Raw genomic sequence first — 23,382 nt, 5'->3', positions numbered from 1 at the left:
ACGCGTGAGCGGAATGGCTTGGGAGAGTCGCGACGTGGAAAGCAATGAGCAGTTGCCCGGCCGCGAGGCGTTAAGCAGCGCCCGCCGGGTGGTGGTTAAAATTGGTAGCGCGCTGCTCACCAACGATGGCCGAGGCTTGGATGAGCCGGCCATTGGTGGCTGGGTCGACCAGATTGCCACGCTACATCAGCAGGGCAAAGAAGTTGTGCTGGTGTCCTCGGGTGCCGTAGCGGCGGGCATGGTTCGTCTGGGGTGGCAGGCTCGTCCCAGTGCCGTTCATGAGCTTCAGGCAGCTGCGGCGGTAGGCCAAAACGGTCTCACCCAGTGCTACGAGCAGCATTTTGCTCGCCACGGTATGTTAACGGCCCAGATTCTGCTCACCCACGATGACCTTTCCAACCGCAAGCGCTATCTCAACGCATTGTCAGCGCTGCGTACCTTGGTTGAGATGCGTGTGGTGCCGGTGATCAACGAAAACGATACCGTCGTCACCGACGAGATTCGCTTTGGCGATAACGATACGCTTGGCGCGCTGGTAGCCAACCTGTTAGAAGCCGATGCGCTGCTGCTGCTCACCGATCAGGAGGGGCTGTTTGACGCCGACCCTCGCCACGACCCCAATGCCAAAATGATTGCTGAAGGCCGTGCCGACGACCCGCGCTTAGCCGCTGTTGCTGGTAGTGGAGGCGCCTTGGGACGCGGCGGCATGAGCACCAAAATTCGTGCTGCACAATTGGCTGCCCGTTCCGGCGCGGTCACGGTGATTGCCAGCGGCCGCCAGCCGGACGTTATTTCCCGCATCATGTCAGGCGAGGCGCTGGGCACTCTGTTGCGCCCAGCTCAAGCGCCCATCGCTGCTCGCAAGCGCTGGCTGGCAGGTCAGTTGCAGGTGCGTGGCACCTTGGTACTGGATGCTGGGGCTGTCAATGTACTGCGTGGCAAAGGCTCTAGCCTGTTGGCGGTGGGCGTACGTGAAGTGCAGGGCAGCTTTAAGCGCGGTGATATGGTGCTGTGCGTGGATGAGCAGGGCGCACGCGTGGCCAAAGGATTGGTTAACTACGGTGCGGATGAAGCCCGTCAGTTAGCGGGCCAACCGAGCCACCAGATTGAAGCAATTCTGGGTTACGTGGAGGCTCACGAGCTGATCCATCGCGATAACTTGGTGGTTGTTTAACGAGCTGGTTGTTTAATCGCGAGTACGGGGCGGTAGTGGTACTTGGCGTGGCCAGTCATCAGGCACGATGACTAGCCGCTCAAGCGGCTTTTCCCCAGTTAATGCTTTTGCCTGCGGGTCGTATAGCACTACTTGCTGCGGCCCGTAGCGATGGATGAGTGGCGTCACGTCTGCCATATGTTTCTTGGCAGAGTAGAACCTAGCCAATGGCGGCGGTGCTAGCCAGTGAGGCTTCTCTAGCCATGCCATTTTCAGTGCCTCGCTTCGCTGGGCTGCGAATTGCGGCCAATCCCTTAGATAACACCACTTACCACGGCGATGATCGGCCGTTGCACCGCTGGGTGGCGGTAACGTTGCGTGCCAGGGATAAAACAGTACGCCAGGCATCGCGAGGCGCTGCGTCAGTGGATGATGGAGTGGTGGGACGGGGCCTATATCTCTGGGCGCTAGCCAGTAGGCGATGATCGCTTGCGCGGTGGCAGTGCGCGAAATTGGCAACTGATGATGGCGCAGATGGCTACATTTCAGCGCCAGGCTATCCAGCCCGCCAGGGCCAATCCAGCGGCTTTGGCAGGTAGCATCGCCAGGCCCTTCGGGTAGGCCAAGATAGAACTTTATCGCCACTTCCAAATGGATGGGGTTGGGGTTGTCCCGTGTTCGATAGAGCATATCTAGTTCGCCCAGGGTATTGCGCCGCTGGGTAATACGCAGATTCTTGGCGAGCAGTCGTGTGTTGGGCGCGTTATCTAACATCAGGTGCCACAGCCGCTCATGGTAGTGCCCCATGCGCGTCGCCAGTTGGCCATCTAGCGCACTCACTAGTGACGAAAGATTCGCCAACCAGTCATCAATTGAATCTACTAAGCCAAGCTCCTGGCGTGTTGGCCTGCCTGGATAGGTAGTCGGCCCCGTTAGCTCAATCAAATCAGGCGTGGCGAGTAACCACGCAAGATCACGCAATACCGAATGTTCTAGGCGGTCGCATACGCCTTCTGCGGTGGCGGGTAGCGTCAAAGGCATCTCCCAGAAGTACACAGTCAATAACTATTGATGATGCGTACCACATTACAGCGCGTTGCTGGCAATGTCCCACTGGCTAATTAAAAAAGTAACTTACGGCGCTTATTTGGCGTATCAAACATTATGAGCTGCCAGCAAAAGCGGGCCTAAGTGGCCCGCATAATAGTTTGCGTGAGTTAATGTAGGGTTGTGCTATCCCGTTAGTCGCGGTCAACGTTGCTCACTTGGAAGGAGTCTTGGCGTAGACTGACTTCTATTTCACGACCATTTTCATCGCGGCCTTCCACATCAATCATGCCGCCTTTATCAATGTCGATATCTTCAAATTCGATCATGCCCTCTTGGCTTGCTACCTCGAGTGCTTGGCGAATATCATCTTCACTCATGCCCCAGGCACTGGTGATTAGGCGCTCTCGCTCTTCTTGCAGTGTTTCGCCGCTATCGATTGAAAACTCAATGTCAGCGTACCATTCGTCATCAAGCCAGCCTTCAACCTCGGCACGGCCACGGCTCTTAATGCTGATCTCTTCATAATGGGTGAACCCATAATCAGTGGCATGGGTTAGCACACTGTCAATCTGATCAACCGGCAATGTATCAGCTTGCACGCTACCTGCAGCCGCAGTTAACAGCAGTGCAGAGGTCGGGATCAGCAACATTTTTTTCATAGCGTTCATATCAAATTCCTTCTTGGTTTGTTAAATGACGTCATCTGTTGAATGAGACAGCATTCGTCATAAGGCAAAACAGTTATAACAGCGCGGTTCTTTCCGTAAGCTGACAAAGCCATTCATCTAACGTTCATGTTGCTTTTGGCATGCTAGTACGATGAACAAGATGCCCCTCACGCTAACCATTTCACGCTATTGGCAGCGCCTGACACGCATGCGCTTGCGCAAAGCGATGTCTGTTAACGTCGTTGTCGCGGTGTTTGCTAGTGCACTGGCTGGTAGTGCCATTGGTGGTCAGCCCTGGGAAGCGTTGCACAGTGAAGTGCAGCGAGGCGATGTCGTGCCCTTAGAGTCCATTTTGGACTGGCTGGAGGCTAATTATATCGGCGAGGTAATAGAAGTAGAGATCGAGCGTGAGGATGGTCATGTAGAGTATGAGATCAAACTACTGGGCGCTCAGAATCAAGTGGTTGAGTTTGAGTTTGATGGCCATAGTGGACAGTTAATGAAAATAGAAGGTGTGCGTATTAACGAGATGCGCCGCCAATAAGGTAGCTATTCATGAAGTGTTTACTGGTAGAGGACGACCAGGCGCTCGCCCGTGAGCTTATTCAAGCGCTGCGGGAGGGAGATTGGCTGGTAGAGCATGCGGAAAATGGCCAGGAAGCCGATTTTCTAGTGCGCACGGAAGCCTATGACACGGTCATCCTTGATGTGGGACTACCCGATGGTGAAGGTACACGCTGGCTCTCTGCATGGCGTGAAGACGGTATTGATCTGCCAGTGCTGATCCTAACGGCTCGCGAGCGCTGGGCTGATAAAGCGGCGGGCTTTACCGCAGGGGCCGATGACTATGTAACAAAACCCTTTGAACCTGCCGAGGTTATGTTTCGGCTGCGTGCTCTGGTGCGTCGTAGTCATGGTCATGCTCATCCCGTTTTAAAAGTGGGTGAATTACGCTTGGATACCCATACCCAGCATGTCACGCTGGCGGGCAGGCCGGTTAGCATAACCGCTCAGGAAACACGCCTGCTCAGTTACTTAATGCATGCTGCCCCTCGGGTGGTTAGCCGCAGCGAGCTGTCAGAGCATGTCTATGACCGTGATCATGAACCCGATTCCAACGTAATTGATGTTCAAGTGAGCCGGTTGCGGCGTAAATTAGGCGCATGGCGGATTGCCACGCTACGTGGTCAGGGATATCGCTTACTCGCTGAAGAGCCTTCCGACGCATGAAGCCAGCTATTACCCGTTGGGCTCAGCGTTGGTCGACCCGTTCGATTACGTTGCGTCTTCTACTAGCGGCACTGTTAATGGTGTTGCTAGCGTTGCCAGTGGCGGGTTGGCTGCTTAATCACCATTATCGTACCTCAGCAATTCATGCTTTTGATGAACGCTTGGAGACAACGCTGAACGTGATCATTGCGGGGGTGACCTTTGATCCGGTCGCCCAGCAGATCAGTTACGATCGATCGCTGGGTGACCCGCGTTTTGAACAGGTTTATTCCGGCTGGTATTGGCAAATTACCGATCGTGACCACCTTTCGGCAACGTCGCGCTCACTGTGGGATCAGCGTCTTCCGGTTATCGATAATAAAAACCTAGCGGCTCGCACACTGGGCGGCCCGCGAGGTCAGCAGTTGCGAGTTGTCGAACGAGATATTTACCTTGCCCCGTTGGAAACCCCGCTGCATGTTAGTGTTGCCGCCCGCGATGATGCGTTGCGAGAAGATATTCAACAGTTTCAACAGGCTTTATGGCTGGGGCTGGTGGGCCTGGGAGCGCTGCTATTAGGTGTCCTGGCGCTGCAGGTGCGCTGGGGGTTGGCACCCTTGCGACGCATGAATGCCAATCTCCGGGACGTTGAGCAAGGGCAGGCTGAACAGCTCGACACCCACCTGCCCGGTGAGCTGGCTATACTAGCGGAGTCAATGAATGCCGTACTTATTCGCGACCAGCGTTTAATTGAGCGAAGCCGCCACACCGCAGGTAACCTTGCCCATGCGCTAAAAACCCCACTAAGCGTTATGCGATTACTGGTTAAACAATTGCCCAGCGAAAGCCGCGCTCTTTGGGAGGTTGAGCTTTCGCGCATCGACAATGCGGTGCGTCACCACTTAGCGCGGGCATCGGCTGCTGGCGAGGGGGCGCGTTTCGCCCCAATTGCCGTACAGGATACGTTGGCGGCGCTGATTACTGGGCTTACACGTCTGGCGCAGCGCCGTCATATTCGCCTGCAGCAACACATAGGCAGCAGCGCGCGCGTCCATATGGATGGGCAGGATCTTCAGGAAATCGTCGGTAACCTGTTGGACAACGCACTTCGCTGGGCGGCAAGCGAGGTGAGCATTCGTTTGCAAACCGATGGCCAACGGCTGTCGCTGCGAGTGAGCGATGATGGCCCAGGTATGTCCGCACAGGAGTGCCAAGCCGCCGTGCAGCGCGGCAAACGTCTCGATGAGCAACGTTCTGGTAGTGGACTTGGGCTGGCCATCGTGACGGATCTTGTCGCGCTGTATCAAGGGCAAATGCATCTGCAACGTGCCCAGGCGGGTGGATTAGAGGTGGTTATTGAGTTACCTGTGGTTGCTCGGTAGTTACTATGCATGACCTAACCAAGAGACAATGACATGACGCAAATCGCCAAGACATTGCCGGACGTACTGGTGGGGCCACTGCTGCGTCGCCTTTCGCCTTCGCGGCTGGTGCTTTGGCTAGTCGCGACCCGGCCGCTAACTATGCAGCTGGTGCTTTACCCTGAACAAGTGGGTGTCCAGACGCACCCATTGGATAAGTCGCATCAATGCGTGGCGATTGGCCAGCACGCCTATATTCATTTTATTGACCTGAGCTTGCCGACCGCACTGCCCACCGATGAGCGAATTGACTACGATCTGCAGGTACAGGGTACCCAAGGCGAATGGCAACGCCTGCCGGATTGGGCGCCCTGGTTATGTCATGAGGGCGAAGCGTATCCAGGCTTTGTGCTGGCCTCTCGGCATCACCGGTTGATGCACGGTTCGTGCCGTAAACCCCATCACAACAGCGCCGATGGCTTGGTACGGGCAGATACCTGGTTAGCCGAACGCCAATCAACCCCTGAAGAGTGGCCAGCCTGGCTGCTGATGACCGGTGACCAGGTCTATGTTGATGATGTTGCTGGCCCGATGCTGCGCGCCGTACATGCACTGATTGAGCGTTTGGGATTGGTAGATGAGCAGTTGGAAGGCGCCACGGTAGGTGACAGTCAAGCGCTTTACGCCGCCCCCGAAAGCTATTATCACCGTGAAGCGCTGTTGCCGGATGTGACCAGTAACGCTGCGCTGCGTGAGCGTTTCTTTGGCGGCGTTAAAAAGCCTGTGTTTACCTCCGCAAATGCGCAAAACCACTTAGTGACACTGGCAGAAATGCTCGCCATGTACTGCTTGGTATGGTCCCCAACGCCCTGGCAGCTCATTGCTGTTGAACCGCCAGCGTTGGGTGACAAAGAAACGGATGCCTATCAGCAAGAGCAGGCGGTGATTGACGACTTTGTGGCGGGGCTGCCCCAGTGCGCACGGCTAATGGCCCACGTTCCCAGCCTGATGATCTTTGATGATAATCCGAATGTAGCTGCGTAGACTCTTAAATCCGAACTTAGTAGTCTATGGACATATGACACTGCCAAGGATGCTGTTCAATGTCGCGCAACCAGCTCAAGAGCAAGACAGGCCAAGGACGCTACGAGTCCAAAGCCCGGCGCGTATTGATTCCAGAGTTCCGCTTTCAGAGTATCGAATTTCTTTCGACTTACCATGACGCCAATCCCAATAGCGTGCCTGATTATGTCTTTTCAGGCGGTGAGAATGGTTATTTCCCTAACTTTCCAATTCTGATTCAAGGTGATGGCGCACCCTGGGAGATCGGGAATCTCTATCTCACGACTAAGCTCAGGTCAGAAAGTGGATATGAGTCTCGAACCTACCGAGGGATTGCCGATCATCTACTGGACTATCTGCGCTTCCTTGAAGATGAGCGATTGGGTTACTTGAATTTCCCGAAGAATGATCGCCTTAAAGTCACGTTTCGCTACAAGCAGCGCCTCGTTGAGCAAGTGACTGAGGGTGATTTATCTGCCAGTACCGCCAAGGCGCGTATTAACGCCGTGGTGAACTTTTATCGCGGTGTCATGTACTGGAACCTGATTGATAGAAGTCAGATTCAGAATGCTCCGTTTGAGGATGTCGAGCGCTATATCAATGTGACCTCAGAGCATGGCATCCAGAATGCCATGAAAATTAAGTCTCATAGTCTAGCCATTCCAACGCCGAAAAAGCAGAGGCAATCAGAATATATTAATGACGGCGGCGATCTGCGTCCTCTTACGGTTGTGGAGCAGGAAAGTGTTCTTAAGGCATTGCAGGCTTCTTCGCGTGAATATCAGCTGATGTTTTATTTTGCACTCTTTACAGGGGCGCGAGTTCAAACTGTAGGCACCCTGCGCATCAAGCACCTCCATGGCAAACTGGATGGAGGTGGGTATTTAAGGCTGCCCATTGGGCACGGTACGCAGATTGACACGAAGCGTGGAAAGCCAATGACGCTGCTTGTGCCTGCCTGGTTGGTTCAAGATATGTTGATTTACTCCCGCAGCCCGGAAGCCACCAAGCGACGAGAGCGCTCGTTTTACGATGACACTGAGGATAACTACGTTTTCCTAAGTAAGAATGGCATTCCGTACTACACGAGCAAAAAAGAAATCTACGACAGGCGCGATGCCAATGTGAGCCGACATGCTGGTATGACTGATCAAGCGCGGAATGTTTCAATTCAAGATGGTGCAGCGCTGCGGCAGCATATTCGTGACATTTTGCTGCTTCGTATTAATCTCGATAATCCTGATTTTCAGGACTTTACTTTCCACGATCTACGCGCAACTTTCGGCATGAACTTGCTAGAAAGTCAGTTGCAGCACATGGGCGACCAGCACATAACTGCGGCGCTGGAGTACGTTCAACAGCGCATGGGGCACGCTAACAAAGAAACAACCATGCAGTATTTGAATTACAAGTCGCGCTTGCAATGGAAGAATAGCGTCCAGCATCAATTTGAGTCCCAGCTATTTGAGCATGTGAACACAGCCACTAACGCGGGCAGCCTTATATGAGAAATGACTTTGTTCAGCGCCCGGTAGTGATTCTCGACGCGAAGGATGCAAATGTTGAGGTCTTTCAGCCGCAGTTTGCTGTGCTCATGCAAAGTAATACATCAAAACCAGGCAGGCGATACCTCGACGTCGGCTCTTTCTGCTATCAACGCCGGGGTAAGTCAGGCTCTCACACAGTTGGCTGTCCGGTTGTTCTGTCTTCGCTCGACATAGCACGGATCCCTTTCGTGCAGGCGGCAATCGAGGAGTTTAGGCTGTGCAATCCTGCCACTATGTTTGACCGTTTTGCGTTAAGTAAAGCGTTTGTTGACTGGATAGATGCTCAAGAGCAGCCCTACGCTTTTGATGATGTTGAGGCTATGAAAAACGCCTATGGCGACTATACCCGACATTTGCTGCATCGCATGAACACCTCTAGCATCAGTGGTCAGCGGCTTAAACAAACGTCTGCATCGCGATATCAAACTGCTGCGCGAACAGTGGTGATGCTTGCAGCTTACCTGAGCGAGCGCGAAGTCAAGGGCATTGCTACAGTTATTCCTCAGAAAAGAACTCACGTGACCCATGTAAACGTGAAACTTCCGAGTGTCGATGTGCAAGCACAGACATTCGCTGTACTAATCAACTTCATTGATGAATCACATCGCTTCTTGGTTGGGAGCGGCGCGTTGCCGCTGAATCTCGTTTCGCCAAACGGCGAGTCCAGTTATTTGTACTCAATGGAGGTTTGGAGCGAGAGATCTAAAGCTGCCAAATTTAGCCTCGCGTCCCTGTTACTTCAGTCTCCGGTATTTCCTACTTGGGACGAAGTAAAATCGCACTTTGGACTGGTCGGTGATAGTAAAGCATTAAGAATCGAAAGAGCCATTTACGACAGTGCAAATAAGCGTTGTAAAAACAACAATAAGGACTTGCGATCTGATCTGAGGCGACGAGTCGGTACTTATGCTGTGGTAGCGGGCATGTTGGCATTTATTGCCGCTACGGGTTGCAATCTTAGTGTCGCTAAAAACCTTGAAGTTGATACCCTTCAGATTGTACCCAGCACGCAGGGTATGCGTTTCTCAGGAACTAAGGCGCGGGCTGCCGGGAAAACCGTCATACCAGAATTCGGCGCTCAATTTGTGTCTGTGTTCAAGAAATATCTTGAGTTGCGCAAATGGGTTTTGAACGGCAGCGATAGCACGCTGGTGTTTCCGAATATCTCACCCAAATATGGGATTTCGCCAGCAAGCCAAGACTCTATTAATGGCTTCAAGACGCTCTTTTCTAAAACGCTACCCAAGACAGTATGGATCACGCCCACGCACTGGCGGAAAAACGTCAGCTATCAATATGTGAAGTTGAGCGGTGGCGATATGGCGCTAACTGCCGAAAAGCTTAGCAATACCGAAGACACGGTTCGCCAAGCCTACAGTCGGCCTGCACTGGAAGACTTCGCAGGAGAAATGGCAGGTTTCTTTGAGGCTATGCTCCAGGCAGCGATTGATCGCACGCGGTCTGTAGAGCGCATTCCAGTCCGTATTCTGGATGATAAAAGGCCCGAGATCGTGACGGGCACAGGGTTGTGTGAAAAAACGCCTGAAATGCACCCGGAGCGCGCCCAGGGCTTTACTGATCTGGCCCCCTCGCCATCCTGTCGCGACCCGGAAACTTGTTTGTTTTGCTCGTTTTATGCGGTACACGCAGACGAAGAAGATATACGTCGCCTCCTGTCGTTGCGCTACTTGATGCAGGCCATTAAAAATAAACAGCCCATTGACCATTGGCAAAGCAAATTTGGCCCAACTGTCCATCGCATTGAGGAGGTACTGTTGGCCGTGCAAGAAGCTGATGCAAGCAGCGAGGTAACTATCAATCGGGTACGCGAAGAAGTCGAATCCGGTGATCTTGACACTTTCTGGTCTATTCACTTCGATACATTGGTTACGCTAGGAGCCGTTTCGTGAGCATCACTGCCTATCTCCAGCTTAACCAGTGGCAAGAGCATCAGTTGCCCGATACCTGCGACAGCTTATCCCACTGCCTTACCGCTGACGGTGACTTTGTTATCTCGCGAACGGCAACTGGGGAGGTTGTTTCGCGTTACAAAGATGACTCGTGGAATATGAAGGTGTATGACGCGCAAGGTGTACGCGTCTATAACTTCGTTAATTGGGCTGAGGGTTTGGCCAACCCGCTGGTTACAGTCATTGCCGAGCAAATGAAGCGCATTCAACTGGCGCGTCTGTATTTGTTTCCCAGGCCACGGAAGCCTAAGTCCGTTGCTATGACAGAGCTTAAAAAGCTGGCCAGTCTAGCGCTCAAAAACAACATTTCAATGAGTCGGCTATTCGAAAATGAAAATCTCCATCGCTTTCTGCTGCCAGGTATTGCGGAGCTAGAATTAAACCAGATGAAAATGATGCTGCTATTGCTCAAGGAGCTATTTGATTTACGAGTGAAGCATCCTGATTTTAAGTTCGCACCGACCGATTATGCGATTATTGAACGCATTCAAGCGCTATACGATAAGCATCCCAAAGCACAAAGAGATGACCCGCAGCAGACCAAACTCATTCCGTCCCGGCTCTACGCCGCGTTTATTGCGGCGCTCAATGATGAGCTAGATGCCTTCAATGCCTATGGGGATGAAATAGTCGAATTTTACCAACGGCGAAAGAAAAATTCGCGATTCGGGGCCACTGCAAGTGAAACAAGAGCCTACAAAGACAGTGTTGCTTGGTCTGATTCAATTTCGCAGCTGGGGTTGGGTTCGTTTTTCGATAAGCAATCCGTTACGAACTGGTCTGAATTGCTGGGGTATCTTTCCCTGATCCAGATCGCTGCAAAATACTGGATTCATTTTTTTTCCGGAATGCGTGCAAATGAAGCTCGGCACCTGCCAGCCGACGCTTATATGACGATAAGCGCAGGCGGCTCGGATATTATTGTTTTGCGCGGCTATACGTCGAAGATCGCTGGCCAAAATCATACGGAAACATTCTGGATAACAACACCCATTGCCGAGAAAGCTGTTGTCGCTGCCCGGCACATTGGAACGATCACTGCGCTTTTGTGCGATTTTGATGAATCCGATTTAAGCCAGTATCCGCTCTTTCCTGCGCTAATAAAGAAGGGTGATTCTCATAAGGCATTTAAGGGTGCGCCTGTTATTGGCTCGGCTACAACGGCTAGAGAAAAGCGACTAATCGCTCGATGGCCTGATCTATTGGTTAAGGAAGCAGATATCCGTGAGTTGGAGCAGTTTGATGGCTTTCGGGATTGGCGCAACGATCCTGACGTTAAAGTCGGTCAGCCGTGGCCGCTGGCGACTCACCAGTGCAGGCGCTCGCTTGCCGTCTATGCAGCACGCTCGGGCATGGTCTCAGTCGGTTCATTGGGACTGCAATTTAAGCACTTGACCGAGGTTATGGCCTCGTACTACCGGAGGGGGAGCGCCCTTTCCTTGAACTTTCTCCAAACAGACGAAGCACAAGGATGGCTCGAGGAATTGGAGTATGAGCGCCTTAAATCGCAATATATAGATTACGACACTAATGTGATCAATAGCACGAGCCGGCTTTGGGGCGGCGAAGGCAATCGCATTCAAGTGGCACGCGATAAAGGTCTGCCGCTTATTATTACGACTGACAGAGCCATGACCGAGCAGAGGTTTATCAAAGGTGAGATGACCTACAAGCTCGGCCCGATTGGTGGTTGTACGAACCTTGAACCATGCGACAAGATTTCGTTCACAAGTGTATTTGCCTGTATCGACTGCGAGAAATCCATTCTCGATGACGACCGCAGTTTGAAGAATATCCAGCGCGGCTTGAATAACCTGAAACGTGGACAATCCCTGTTTGTGCCGGATAATCCGCATTACAAGCAACTTGATTCGGAAATCAGTGAGATATACAACAAGCTGGAGAGGCGCGGTCTGCGAGATAAAATGGGTGCATTGGCATGAGTGCAATTGATAATTATCGCGCCGCCCTACAGCGGTTGATTGAGGGGAAGCCGCAAAACGTACCCAAAGGTTCTGCAATCAACAAGGATACGGTGGCCTTGGAAGCAGGCCGCAAGCGCGGCTCAATTAAGAAAAGTCGCGCTGATAACGCACCGCTTATCGCTGAGATCGAAGCGGCGGCTGTTGCACAGCAAGATACTGCCAAGCCCTCTGCATCTGAAGAGGCGCAAATGCAGAAAGCCCGCAAACAAGCAGCACAAGAGCAGCTAGGTGATCTGAGGGCAGACTATGAATTGGCACTTCAAAAGATTGTCTCGTTGGTTCAGGAGAACTACTTGCTCAAGCAACAGATCAGCAAACTCACCGCCGACAAACTGCGCGGTAGCAAAGTTGTGCCGTTGAGCAACCCCATTGAAAATTGATTGAACCTTGAAGGTGCGTCCGATAACGAGGGATTGTGCAGGTTATATCAACGACAAGAGATACTGTCGGTAGTATTGAGAGAAGCTTAGCGTTAGCAATGAGGGCTCGTTAACTTGCAGCTCGCTCCTGCCATTCTGGTCTGATGCGAAAAGGGGATGATCTTTATTTTCTGTTTCGCTTCCGGTATTGCCATTTGCAAGCTCAGCATGTGATTTGGTCAGTTCTCGATGGCGATCAAAAAAAAGAGGGTTTTACCACCCAGCCTAATGTGTATGTCATCCCAATCGAAAGTGTGGAAAAGGCAATCTACGCAGAGAGCCAAACAGACCCCCACTTTCCGTTTTCTACGGCGAACCGTAGCTTTACCGGCCCCAAGGACTTTCATAACCATCTCCAGCAGAAGCGGATAGCGACGCAGAATGAGATATTCGATTATTTAATGGATAGAAATGATGCAATCTTCCAGGAAATTGGTGAGGTGCTGCGTAATTTCTTGGCGAACGAGACTTAACTCAGACTTTAGGCTAGATTGATCGAAATTTAGACCGGCGAGGTAAAGAGATTCAGTTGCGCCTGCGAGTTTTGCCATTCTGAGTTGGATCGTCAGTTGCCCGAAATTCGACAGAAGTATGGTCACTTCCGGTCAGGAGCGGCCTTTTAAGTGCCACTAATATAGCGCTACCAACACGGGCAGATTTGGAGTGGAGGCGAAGCCCCCCAATGGAAAAGCTGTCTCCATGCTTGGCCTGATTATATTCTACTGCGACAGGTATCCGCCATATACCATCCAGTCGCCAAATGCCCAGATTAAAGTCCCTGCAATAACGATTGAGCTCTCGACTGAGGCTGTGTGAAAACGTTCGAAGAGTCACTGACCGGGCAAAAAGCGATCTAAAATGGCGCTCTCATGCTCATTCTGAGGCTTTTCTCAATTATAAAACTTCTCCAGATTTCGCTTACGGCAACTATATTTTGCATCGCTAGGGAGTTTTCACACAGCCTCGGCTGTTAGTTGGTGTTCAAAAAATGACCGTTTGTTGGACGCTACCAAAGTACCTATCAAAAAGCCTAAATTCTCTTGTTTTAATGAGCAGAAACTCGTACAACTATCTATGAACAGATTAGGTACCTTTTCTTATGATCATAGGTTACGCACGGGTCAGCACCCAGGATCAGCATCCTGAACTTCAGCTTGATGCGCTGACGAATGCGGGGTGCGAGCAGATCTTCCAAGAAAAAATGACCGGCACACTCAGGGAGCGACCTGAATTGTCGCAATGCCTGCGTACACTCCGGAAGGGCGACACTCTCGTGGTCTGGCGGCTGGATCGACTAGCCCGCTCACTAAAGGATCTCGTCGAAATTATCGAAGAGCTTCATGAGCGTGAGATTGGCTTTCGGTCGCTGACGGAATCCATAGACACCACCAATGCCAGCGGGAAGCTGATCTTCCATATTTTTGGCGCACTGGCCGAGTTCGAGCACAGCTTGATTACCGAACGTACAAAGGCAGGGCTTACCGCCGCGCGCGCGCGCGGTCGTAAAGGTGGCCGTCCGCCTGCTATGTCGGCGTCGGATATCAAGAAAGCTGCGGCCATGCTGGTCGATCCTATGATAACGAAAGCCGATGTGGCCAAGCATTTTAAGGTGAGCCGAACGACCCTGAATGCCTCTCTCAAGCGCCAAGGATATTCGCTGTAACTTTTGCGTTTAGTAACGACAGACAACTTATTGAAATTGTAAATAGGACAGAATATGACTGCTCTTCAAGGAATTTTGGCTCAGTTCAGGGAAATGACCCTAAGCGAGCGCGATAAGGGAACCAGCTTCGAGAACCTGATGGTTCAATACTTTAAAACGGAGCCCTTCTACAAAGAGCAGTATGCGGATGTGCTGTCCTACTTTGACTGGGTTGATCGACACGGTGCCGATCTTGGGATCAACACGAAGAAAGACGCCGGTATTGATTTAGTGGCGATCACCTCTGATGGTGAGTTGCATGCCATCCAGTGCAAGAACTATTCACCAGACCATGCGATTAGCAAAAGCGATATAGACAGTTTCTTTACGGCGTCCGGAAAAACGTATTTCAGTCACCGAATCATTGTTGCTACGACGGATAAGTGGACGGATAACGCTCAGGACTCTCTGGAGAACCAGCATCCACCCGTTTCTCGGATCGATCTGCACAATCTGGAAAACAGTGTCATCGACTGGTCACAGTACCATGAAAATACCAAACCTGTTCTGAAAGCGCAGAAGCAGCTACGTGAACACCAGATTACCGCCCTTAATAGCACGATCAAGGGATTGAATGCCGCCGATCGTGGCAAGCTGATTATGGCCTGTGGTACGGGCAAAACGTTTACTTCGTTGAAGATCGCTGAAGCACTCGCTGGTAAGGGTAAACGGGTGCTGTTCCTGGTCCCCAGCCTTTCGCTGTTGGGCCAGTCATTGACCGAATGGACACAGGAATCAGCGGTTCCCCTGAAAAGCTTTGCGGTCTGTTCAGACAGTGACGTTGGCAAGCGCCAAGGTAAGAACGATGATCGTGTGATTGCTGGCATCAGTGATCTGCAATATCCGGCAACAACCAACGCGGCATCCCTGCAAAAGCACATGAGCCTTTATCACAGCGATGAGGCGATGACGGTAGTGTTCTCTACCTATCACTCCATTGGGGTGTTGAATGAAGCTCAGACCACGGGTACGAAGCCGATACCCGCCTTTGATCTGATCATCTGCGATGAGGCACACCGTACAACAGGTGCCACCTTTGAGGGGGAAGAAGAATCTGCATTCGTTCGCATCCATGACAATCATTATATCCAGGGCACCAAGCGCCTCTATATGACGGCCACACCAAGAATTTACGGTGATGATGCCAAGCAAACGGAGAAAGTCACCCTTTGCTCGATGGATGACAAGTCGCTGTATGGTGAGGAGCTGTATGTCATCTCCTTCTCGGAAGCGGTCTCAAGAAAGCTGCTAGTGGATTACAAGGTTATCGTGTTGGCGGTTGAGGAGGCGCACGTAAACCGTCGTTTACAAAGCCTACTGAAAGACGCTGATAACTCGCTGAAAGTGGATGACGCGGCCAAGATCGTGGGATGTTGGAAGGCACTGTCCAAGCAAGGGCTGGTGGAGACGATGGGACAGGAACCCAACCCGATGAAACGCGCGGTGGCGTTCTGCCAAGTCATTGATAAAGAATATAAAGGTAAGAACCACAAGGTCAGCTCCAAACTGATCTCAGAGATGTTTGGTGCCGTGGTGGCTCAGTATCAGGAAGCAGAAATCGAGTCACTGCGAGAAAAAGACCCTGATGCTCCGCTGGATAAGGCGCTGACGATGGCCTGTGAAGCAGAGCACGTTGATGGCGGCATGAACGCTAGTGAGAAGGAAGCCAAGCTGGAGTGGCTAAAAGCCACCGCCGAGGACAACACGTGCCGTATTTTGTCTAACGTGCGCTGCTTGTCTGAAGGCGTTGATGTGCCTGCACTGGATGCGGTGTTGTTCCTGACCCCACGCTCTTCTCAGGTAGATGTAGTGCAGTCTGTGGGGCGTGTAATGCGCTTAGCTCCAGGTAAAGAGCTGGGTTATGTAATCCTGCCGGTGGTCATCCCTGCCGGTGTTGAACCGGAAGAAGCCCTGAATAGCAACGAAACCTACAAGGTAGTCTGGCAGGTGCTAAACGCACTACGGTCTCACGATGACCGCTTTGATGCCATGATCAACAAGCTGGAATTCAACGGCAGTATGCACTCCAAGATGGAAGTGGTAGCCGTTGCGGATAAGGTGACACCCAAAGCGACTCGGAAATCCAAAAAAGAGCGTACGGCCGGCAAAGCTCGTGGTGGACGCTCAATTGGTTCCAAAGATCCTAACCCGTCATTTGAACAGGCCGAGATGGTCTATGAGATCGGTGATATCGAACGTGCGTTATACGCCAGGATCGTCAAAAAGTGCGGCAACCGGCACCATTGGGAAGATTGGGCCAATGATATTGCCAAGATAGCCAATACTCATATTGATCGTATCAAGGCGATTCTTGAAGATGACAGCAATACCCAAGAAATAGCGGCGTTCAGCGCATTCGCGCATGAGCTGCGTGACGATCTGAATAACAGCATCCCGGATGCCGAAATTATTGAAATGCTCGCTCAGCATCTGATCACCAAGCCGGTGTTTGATGCCCTGTTTGAAGAATACAGCTTTGCCAAGCACAACCCCATGTCTCAGGCGATGCAGCAGGTGCTGGGTAAGCTGCAAGAACACAGTCTAGAGAAAGAGCGCAGCACACTGGAGTCGTTCTACGAGTCGGTGAAAATGCGAGCTGAAGGCATTAACAGTGCTGAAGGCAAACAGCGAATCATCGTAGAGTTGTACGACAAGTTCTTTAAAAATGCTTTCCCTCGGATGACCGATCGCCTGGGTATCGTCTACACACCTGTCGAGGTGGTGGACTTCATCATTCACAGCATTGAAGACGTGCTCAAAACCGAGTTTGGCAAGAGCATGGCCGATGAGAGTGTGCATATCATCGACCCGTTCACAGGCACAGGCACATTTGTCACCCGATTGCTCCAGTCTGGACTGATTCCCAAAGACCGATTGCCGCATAAATACAAACATGAACTTCACGCCAACGAGCTGGTGCTGCTTGCCTATTATATTGCAGCTATCAATATCGAGGCCACTTATCACGGCATTATGAATGACAACGTGACGGGCCTGGAAGAAAGCGATCAGATTTTTGAGGTTCCCTACGAACCGTTCACTGGCGTTTGCCTCACCGATACATTCCAGATGTATGAAAGTGAGGACATGGTTGATGCTTTGTTGGTTGAAAACAGTTCTCGCCGTCAGCGTCAGAAAGAACTGGATATTCGCGTCATTATGGGCAACCCGCCGTATTCTATTGGCCAGTTAAGCCAGAACGATAACAATGCCAATGTCAGCTACCCCAAGCTGGATAGACGGATTGAAGAAACTTATGCCGCTCAGTCTAATGCAATGCTATCGAAGGGGCTGTACGACAGCTACATTCGTGCCATTCGTTGGGCATCCGACCGCATTGGTGATGCAGGGGTAATAGGCTTTGTGACCAATGGCGGCTTTTTGGAGGCCAATACCACCGATGGTTTGCGCAAGTGCTTGACGAAGGAGTTTTCCAGCATTCATGTGTTTCACTTGCGAGGGAATCAGCGCACCTCGGGCGAACTATCGCGAAGGGAGGGCGGGAAAATTTTCGATAGCGGTAGCCGTGCCCCTATTGCGATTTCCCTGCTGGTCAAAAACCCCGAAGCAGCAGAGCACGGGCGCATCCTATTCCATGACATTGGTGACTACCTGAACCGTACTGAAAAGCTGGAAATGATTGCGAACTATGCCAGTGTAAAGGGTATCCCCGCATGGCAGCAGATTGTTCCTGACCAGCATGGCGACTGGCTGAATCAGCGCGATGACAGCTTTGGTGAGCATATTGTATTGGGTGATAAAAAAGGCGATGGCCCCAAACTATTTAGTAATTACTCATTAGGGGTAGCAACTAACCGCGATGCTTGGGTTTACAACGCTAGCAAGGTCAAGCTAAAAGACAATGCGAGCAGCATGATTGACTTCTACAACGCCGAGTTGGAGCGCTTTAATTCAGCCCTTTCAGGGTTGGATACAAAGGCGCGCCAGGCGCAAGTAGATGGTTTTATCAATACCGACCCAACTCGCATCAGTTGGACGGTAAACCTCAAGCAGGATTTGGCCAGAAATAAATCTTTCGCCTACGAAGAGTCATCAGTTACCACCTCTGTTTATCGACCATTCACCAAGCAATGGATCTATTTCAACCGTACCTTTAATGAGAGGGTGCTCCAAATGCCCCGCATCTTTCCGCAGGCAGGGGCGGAGAACTTGGTGATTCAGGTTACGGGCACAGGAGCAAAGGCTTTTACTGTCCTTATGTCTGATGCGCTTCCATGTTTAGACAACATCGAAAAAGGCCAATGCTTTCCGCTCTACCTTTACGATGAGCAGGCCCAAGAGAAAAATAGCAGCCGCGATTCCTTGTTTGTGCAAGAGGAGCAATCTGAAGTTGGCCTCAAACGTCGCGATGCTATCACCGAGGAAGGGCTGGCCCACTTCCAAGAAGCATACCCTGGCGAGCAAATCACTAAGGAAGACCTGTTCTATTACGTCTACGGTATCCTGCACAGCGAGGACTACCGTACCCGCTTTGCCGACAACCTAAGTAAAGAGCTTCCGCGTATCCCGAAAGTTAAAAAAGCAGCAGATTTTTGGGCGTTCTCGAAGGCTGGACGTGACTTGGCCAAGTTGCACGTGAACTACGAAACCGTAGAAAAGTATCCGCTGACCTTTCAGACCAAAGGCAATCTGGTGGACGAGGATTACCGCGTCACCAAAATGAAACTCGGCAAGAAGCGCTGCGAGGAAACCGGTAAAAACATTAACGATCTCAGCACCGTCATATATAACGGCAAGATCACCATGACCGGCATCCCGGACGAAGCATGGGATTACGTTGTAAACGGTAAGGCTGCTCTGAATTGGGTTATCGAACGACAGTCTGTGACGACCCATAAGGCCAGCGGAATCGTCAACGATGCAAACGACTGGGCTATTGAAACCATGGGGAATCCAAAGTATTCACTGGAGCTGTTTCAGAGGGTGGTTACGGTGAGCCTCAGAACGCAAGAGATTGTTAGGAAGCTGCCAGAGTTGAATATTATTTAAAAAACGGATACGAGGCCAGGGATGGCATCGTTGCCGTTTATATGCGGTCGCTTACTCAGGCCTATTGTAAGAAGAGGTTTGAAGATTTAAAAAATTGACTGGAAACGGTGAAGAAAACCGGTCGAGTCAGCGTGCTTGACTCATGCGACCGGTACGGACAAAGGAGAGAGGAATGTCCATATGTAACTCGTATCCATATGGACAATGACAGTAGAGCCCGGAAAGCCTGAAATGCATAGGTTGCTGGCCGTATCCATACCAGTGCCGCTATAGATTACAACCATCACGATGTCACCGATGACTGGAACCTGACCGCTGACTGGGAGCGTTGTGCCTACGGCCATCCGTTTTCCAAGCGTATTATCGGCAATGCGTTAGTAGCTTATTTAGTGTGCCAGGGGTGGGGCAATGCACCGGATAAGCTTAATCCGCTGTTGCTTCAAGCCGCGACACTATTTGAAGAGGCAGGCTCGCTTAACGCGAACGCCCAGGACAAATTTATCGAGCGGTTACTGCGCTTTCAGGGCTGGGAGTACCAGGTGCCTGGCACGCCTGCTCTCATCGTGCTGGATACGCGCACCCGCCGTTGGCGCAGCGAAAGAAAGCCCAACCGTCCTTCGGGTTTAATGGACTGGGAAGCGCTGATGGAAATGCAGCAAGCGTTACTGGGGACTAAAAGCGCCGTTATCGTCTCCCCAGCTCCGATGTTTGGGGTCAAGCTGATAGAGATCATTCAAAAGCTGTTTACCTTGGCGGGCAAGCCGTTGGTGGTGGACGCTGAAAACTGGATGGCGCATCGCGGGGCGGCCAATGTGCTACTGCATATTTGGCGGCACTCAAAAACGCCGGGTAACTACGTGATTTTATCTGGCGACGTCCACTACTCATTTGCCTACGACATTGTTGTACGTCGGCAAAAGCAGGCACCGCATCTTTGGCAAATTACCTCCAGCGGGATCAAAAATACGTTTCCACAACAGCTGTTGAACACGTTTGACCGCTTGAACCGTTGGCTCTATGCGCCGTTTTCACCGCTCAACTGGTTCACCAAGCGCCGCAAGCTGAGTATTCACCCCCGCGACCCAGACCGGGCCAGCGCTGGAGAGCGGCTATGGAATGCCAGTGGGATTGGGCTGGTAAGCCTGGATGAACAGGGCCACCCAACGGATATTCGCCAGTTAGACGTCGATGGCGGTGATGTGGTGTTTCCACCGTCTGAACTCCCACGTTCTTAGCCCGCGGCTGTTGGCCTTAGTGTCATACAAACGACATGGAAATGTCGCACGATTGCTGTCCGAATGCTTTCCTGATGGCGCTTTAAAATCAGCTGGAGCTATAACACTCAAAGGAACAGGCGACGTTTGATAGGGCAGCAGGTATATGACCGCACAAGAAGCACAGTGGTTGAACCAGATTATCGCAGCAGAAGAGCTGCATGTGTTGTTTCAGCCCATTGTGAATGCCAATCAACAGGCTATTTATGGCTATGAAGCGCTTATTCGTGGCCCGAAAACATCGCCGCTACACTCGCCATTACGCCTGTTTGAGGTGGCGACTCAAGCAGGATTGTTAGTCGAACTGGATTTACTGTGTCGACGGTTAGCGATTCAGCGTTTTGCAGAACTTGAACTGCCCGGATTGCTGTTTCTGAACGTGATGCCGCTGACGATTGTTGAGCGTGACTTCCGTGAAGGCTTAACGCTGAGTTTCATCCAAGAGAGCGGCCTGCCCCCAGAGCGGGTAGTCATCGAGCTGACTGAGCATGTGCCTATTCATGATTACGAGCTGATGCGTCAAGCCGTGGCCCATTATCGCGACATGGGCTTTCAAGTAGCGTTGGATGACTTAGGGGCTGGCCATTCCAGTTTGCGCCATTGGTCTGAACTACGTCCTGATTTCGTCAAACTAGACCGCCACTTTATTTCTGGCATTGATCAAGAGCCTGCCAAGCGTGAGTTCTTACGTTCGATTCTCGATGTAGCGCGCAGCTTAGACTGCCAACTGATTGCTGAGGGAGTTGAGACTGCCGCCGAGCACCTTTGTCTATGGGAATTAGACCGAGGATTGGCGTTACTTCAGGGGTTTTACTTTGCACGACCAAGCCTTCATCCGCCCTTGCAACTGCACATGCTGCTGCCTGCCACGACACAGCTAAAAGGCCCGGCGGGGCGCACCGCCCACTCTATTTTACGCGCGATAAGTGCTGTGTCGCCGGCGTGCTCCGTGCCAGAGCTTGCTGAGCGCTTTCGTGATGTTACAAGCCTACGCTGCGTGGCGGTGGTAGAAGATGGCGTGCCGATAGCCGTGGTGCGTCGCAATGCATTTTTAACGCTATTTACCAACCCCTATAGCCACGCGTTGTACGCAAAGCGCCGGGTGCTAGAGATTGCAGATCCTAAAATGCTAGTGGCCGACGCAGATTTGTCTCTTGAGGCGCTTAGCCAGCAGCTAACCGATAGCCGCGATATCGAGCAGGAAGATTTCGTGATTGTAGATAGTCGCGGTTGCTATTTGGGTATGGGGACTATTGTGGACCTGTTGCGTGAAATTACCGCTATTCAGGTGCGTCAGGCTCGCCATGCCAACCCGCTTACCGGGTTGCCGGGTAATATCCTGATAAACGAAACGCTGGTTACTTATCTCGATCAGCGCGAAGGGTTTGCGGCCGCCTACGTTGATTTAGATAATTTCAAAGCCTTTAACGATGCTTATGGCTATGCCCGTGGCGATCACGTGATTATTTCCTTGTCACGTCTGCTTCAGGCACAGGTAGAAAGCGCCGGCGGATTTATCGGCCATATTGGTGGTGATGACTTTATGATGCTGCTTCCCTTAGCGCAGTGGGAGGGCGTTTGCCAGCAAATATTGCACTCTTTTGAAGTGATGGCGCCCGGGTTTTATGAAGATGTAGACCGTCAGCAAGGGGGAGTCCATATAGAAAACCGCCAGGGTGCGGTGACGTTTATTCCTTTTGTCAGTGTTTCTATTGCTGTTAAGCCGGTCACTGATACCTCTCGCTGCAAGGCACTAGACACTGCCGCCCAACTTTCCGAGTTAAAGCACCAAGCAAAAAAAATAGTGGGTAACAGTTTATTCGTAGAGCGCCGAGGGTGCTGTGTGGTGCCGACGTGGAGTAGGTAGCACTGCGTTTTTACTCACTTAACTGTCACTGAGCGGTCATGACCTTGTCATTTTAATGTCCCTTCACTGTCATGGTTGGGCACCACCATAGCGGCATTATTAAATAACCCGCTCAGGTGATGTATGCAACTTCTCTGTCTGTCTCAATCGTTTTCTCGTACGTTGATTAGTGCTGCTGTGGTTAGTGTGTTTGCGCTGGCAGCCGTTAGCGCCTCCGCTGACCTCTCTTCGCGTTATGTTGATAATGACGGTGACATGGTTGCTGACGTACCCAGCGATGAGTCTCAGTGGGTCGACCCGGATACCTTAGTCTTTGCCTACACGCCGGTCGAAGACCCTGCTGTATACGCTGATGTTTGGGCGGATTTTCTCGAACACTTAAGCGATGCCACCGGCAAGCGGGTGCAGTTCTTCCCGGTTCAGTCCAACGCGGCTCAGCAGGAAGCGCTGCGCGCAGGTCGCCTGCATGTGGCTGGTTTTAATACGGGCGGCGTACCAGTTGCCGTTAACTGCGGTGGTTTCCGCCCCTTTGCCATGATGGCCGCTGAAGATGGCAGCTTTGGCTATGAGATGGAGATCATCACTTATCCCGGTAGCGGCATTGAGTCGGTTGAAGATTTGGCAGGCAGCCAGCTGGCATTTACCTCTGAAACGTCTAACTCTGGCTTCCGTGCCCCCTCTGCGCTGCTGCGTTCCGAGTACGGTCTAGAGGCTGGTGAGGATTTCGAAACTGCGTTCTCCGGCTCCCATGACAACTCCATTTTAGGGGTGGTAAACAAAGACTACGAAGCTGCTGCCGTTGCTAACTCTGTTGGCGCGCGGATGATCTCTCGTGGCGTTGTCAACGAAGGTGATTACGAGATTATCTACACCTCTGAAACGTTCCCCACCACCGCCTATGGACTGGCCAATAACTTGAACCCTGAGCTGGCCGAGAAAATTCAGGATGCTTTCTTCAGCTACGACTGGGAAGGCACGGCTCTTGAGACCGAGTTTGCCAATTCCGGTGAAGCGCAGTTTATCCCGATTACTTATCAGGAAAACTGGTCGGTCATTCGCACCATCGCTGATGCTAACGGCGTGACCTACGACTGCGATTAATACG

General features: G+C 51.8%; 16 protein-coding genes and 1 pseudogene. 15 read left to right on the top strand and 2 right to left on the bottom strand.

Annotated features, from left to right (window positions below; all coding sequences use genetic code 11):
* Positions 1 to 13: 13 nt before the first annotated feature.
* The gene (proB, locus tag INT19_RS13365; protein ID WP_226912931.1) at positions 14 to 1,174 is read left to right on the top strand and encodes a glutamate 5-kinase; all 1,161 of its coding nucleotides are present in this window, start codon (positions 14 to 16) and stop codon (positions 1,172 to 1,174) included.
* Between the two features lie 12 nt (positions 1,175 to 1,186).
* Here the strand turns inward: proB and INT19_RS13360 are convergent, their stop codons facing one another.
* Together INT19_RS13360 and INT19_RS13355 are read right to left on the bottom strand one after the other, a co-directional pair.
* Positions 1,187 to 2,194 carry a DUF1853 family protein gene (locus INT19_RS13360; RefSeq protein WP_193061138.1) on the bottom strand — a complete coding sequence of 336 codons (1,008 nt, stop codon included), beginning with the start codon at positions 2,192 to 2,194 and terminating at the stop codon, positions 1,187 to 1,189.
* A gap of 200 nt (positions 2,195 to 2,394) precedes the next feature.
* Positions 2,395 to 2,871, bottom strand: coding sequence for a PepSY domain-containing protein (locus INT19_RS13355; protein WP_193061137.1), 477 nt, complete (start codon positions 2,869 to 2,871; stop codon positions 2,395 to 2,397).
* Between the two features lie 151 nt (positions 2,872 to 3,022).
* Between INT19_RS13355 and INT19_RS13350 the strand changes: the two genes are divergently transcribed.
* From INT19_RS13350 to phnD, 14 genes and pseudogenes are all read left to right on the top strand, one after another.
* Positions 3,023 to 3,415, top strand: coding sequence for a PepSY domain-containing protein (locus INT19_RS13350; protein WP_442311419.1), 393 nt, complete (start codon positions 3,023 to 3,025; stop codon positions 3,413 to 3,415).
* Positions 3,416 to 3,426: 11 nt separating this feature from the next.
* Complete coding sequence (locus INT19_RS13345; RefSeq protein ID WP_125745068.1) at positions 3,427 to 4,101, top strand: winged helix-turn-helix domain-containing protein; 675 nt, start codon at positions 3,427 to 3,429, stop codon at positions 4,099 to 4,101.
* Positions 4,098 to 5,462, top strand: a complete 1,365-nt coding sequence (locus tag INT19_RS13340; RefSeq protein ID WP_193061135.1) for a sensor histidine kinase — start codon at positions 4,098 to 4,100, stop codon at positions 5,460 to 5,462. The genes INT19_RS13345 and INT19_RS13340 overlap by 4 nt, the downstream gene beginning before the upstream one ends.
* A 33-nt stretch (positions 5,463 to 5,495) precedes the next feature.
* On the top strand, positions 5,496 to 6,485 hold the full coding sequence (locus tag INT19_RS13335) for a hypothetical protein (RefSeq protein WP_226924635.1): 990 nt from the start codon (positions 5,496 to 5,498) through the stop codon (positions 6,483 to 6,485).
* A gap of 59 nt (positions 6,486 to 6,544) precedes the next feature.
* Entirely contained in the window at positions 6,545 to 8,011 is a 1,467-nt protein-coding gene (locus INT19_RS13330) for a tyrosine-type recombinase/integrase (protein ID WP_193061134.1), read from the top strand.
* A gap of 227 nt (positions 8,012 to 8,238) precedes the next feature.
* Positions 8,239 to 9,960, top strand: coding sequence for a hypothetical protein (locus INT19_RS13325; RefSeq protein WP_193061133.1), 1,722 nt, complete (start codon positions 8,239 to 8,241; stop codon positions 9,958 to 9,960).
* A complete protein-coding gene (locus tag INT19_RS13320) occupies positions 9,957 to 11,963 on the top strand; it encodes a hypothetical protein (protein WP_193061132.1) in 2,007 nt (668 codons plus the stop codon). The genes INT19_RS13325 and INT19_RS13320 overlap by 4 nt, the downstream gene beginning before the upstream one ends.
* On the top strand, positions 11,960 to 12,385 hold the full coding sequence (locus INT19_RS13315; RefSeq protein ID WP_193061131.1) for a hypothetical protein: 426 nt from the start codon (positions 11,960 to 11,962) through the stop codon (positions 12,383 to 12,385). Before INT19_RS13320 ends, INT19_RS13315 begins: the two co-directional genes overlap by 4 nt.
* Positions 12,386 to 12,579: 194 nt before the next feature.
* Positions 12,580 to 12,897, top strand: a complete 318-nt coding sequence (locus INT19_RS13310) for a hypothetical protein (protein WP_193061130.1) — start codon at positions 12,580 to 12,582, stop codon at positions 12,895 to 12,897.
* A gap of 626 nt (positions 12,898 to 13,523) precedes the next feature.
* Positions 13,524 to 14,087 carry a recombinase family protein gene (locus INT19_RS13305; RefSeq protein ID WP_193061129.1) on the top strand — a complete coding sequence of 188 codons (564 nt, stop codon included), beginning with the start codon at positions 13,524 to 13,526 and terminating at the stop codon, positions 14,085 to 14,087.
* A 54-nt stretch (positions 14,088 to 14,141) separates the two neighbouring features.
* Positions 14,142 to 19,136, top strand: coding sequence for a DEAD/DEAH box helicase (locus INT19_RS13300; protein ID WP_193061128.1), 4,995 nt, complete (start codon positions 14,142 to 14,144; stop codon positions 19,134 to 19,136).
* 281 nt (positions 19,137 to 19,417) lie between these two features.
* Positions 19,418 to 20,371 (top strand): annotated as a pseudogene (locus INT19_RS13295) (alkaline phosphatase family protein); the annotation flags it as partial.
* A 145-nt stretch (positions 20,372 to 20,516) separates the two neighbouring features.
* On the top strand, positions 20,517 to 22,277 hold the full coding sequence (locus INT19_RS13290) for a bifunctional diguanylate cyclase/phosphodiesterase (protein WP_193061127.1): 1,761 nt from the start codon (positions 20,517 to 20,519) through the stop codon (positions 22,275 to 22,277).
* Positions 22,278 to 22,400: 123 nt separating this feature from the next.
* The gene (gene phnD, locus INT19_RS13285; protein WP_193061126.1) at positions 22,401 to 23,378 is read left to right on the top strand and encodes a phosphate/phosphite/phosphonate ABC transporter substrate-binding protein; all 978 of its coding nucleotides are present in this window, start codon (positions 22,401 to 22,403) and stop codon (positions 23,376 to 23,378) included.
* Positions 23,379 to 23,382: the final 4 nt, after the last annotated feature.

It is taken from the genome of Halomonas sp. 3A7M, from assembly GCF_014897875.1.
Lineage (GTDB): Bacteria > Pseudomonadota > Gammaproteobacteria > Pseudomonadales > Halomonadaceae > Vreelandella.
This window is presented reverse-complemented; position numbering and strand designations above follow the sequence as displayed.

Bases quoted from the DNA above. Each gene is read 5' to 3' on its own strand.
- proB (WP_226912931.1), top strand. From the start codon at position 14: ATGGCTTGGGAGAGTCGCGACGTGGAAAGCAATGAGCAGTTGCCCGGC.
- INT19_RS13360 (WP_193061138.1), bottom strand. From the start codon at position 2,194: ATGCCTTTGACGCTACCCGCCACCGCAGAAGGCGTATGCGACCGCCTA.
- INT19_RS13355 (WP_193061137.1), bottom strand. From the start codon at position 2,871: ATGAACGCTATGAAAAAAATGTTGCTGATCCCGACCTCTGCACTGCTG.
- INT19_RS13350 (WP_442311419.1), top strand. From the start codon at position 3,023: ATGAACAAGATGCCCCTCACGCTAACCATTTCACGCTATTGGCAGCGC.
- INT19_RS13345 (WP_125745068.1), top strand. From the start codon at position 3,427: ATGAAGTGTTTACTGGTAGAGGACGACCAGGCGCTCGCCCGTGAGCTT.
- INT19_RS13340 (WP_193061135.1), top strand. From the start codon at position 4,098: ATGAAGCCAGCTATTACCCGTTGGGCTCAGCGTTGGTCGACCCGTTCG.
- INT19_RS13335 (WP_226924635.1), top strand. From the start codon at position 5,496: ATGACGCAAATCGCCAAGACATTGCCGGACGTACTGGTGGGGCCACTG.
- INT19_RS13330 (WP_193061134.1), top strand. From the start codon at position 6,545: ATGTCGCGCAACCAGCTCAAGAGCAAGACAGGCCAAGGACGCTACGAG.
- INT19_RS13315 (WP_193061131.1), top strand. From the start codon at position 11,960: ATGAGTGCAATTGATAATTATCGCGCCGCCCTACAGCGGTTGATTGAG.
- INT19_RS13305 (WP_193061129.1), top strand. From the start codon at position 13,524: ATGATCATAGGTTACGCACGGGTCAGCACCCAGGATCAGCATCCTGAA.
- INT19_RS13300 (WP_193061128.1), top strand. From the start codon at position 14,142: ATGACTGCTCTTCAAGGAATTTTGGCTCAGTTCAGGGAAATGACCCTA.
- INT19_RS13290 (WP_193061127.1), top strand. From the start codon at position 20,517: ATGACCGCACAAGAAGCACAGTGGTTGAACCAGATTATCGCAGCAGAA.
- phnD (WP_193061126.1), top strand. From the start codon at position 22,401: ATGCAACTTCTCTGTCTGTCTCAATCGTTTTCTCGTACGTTGATTAGT.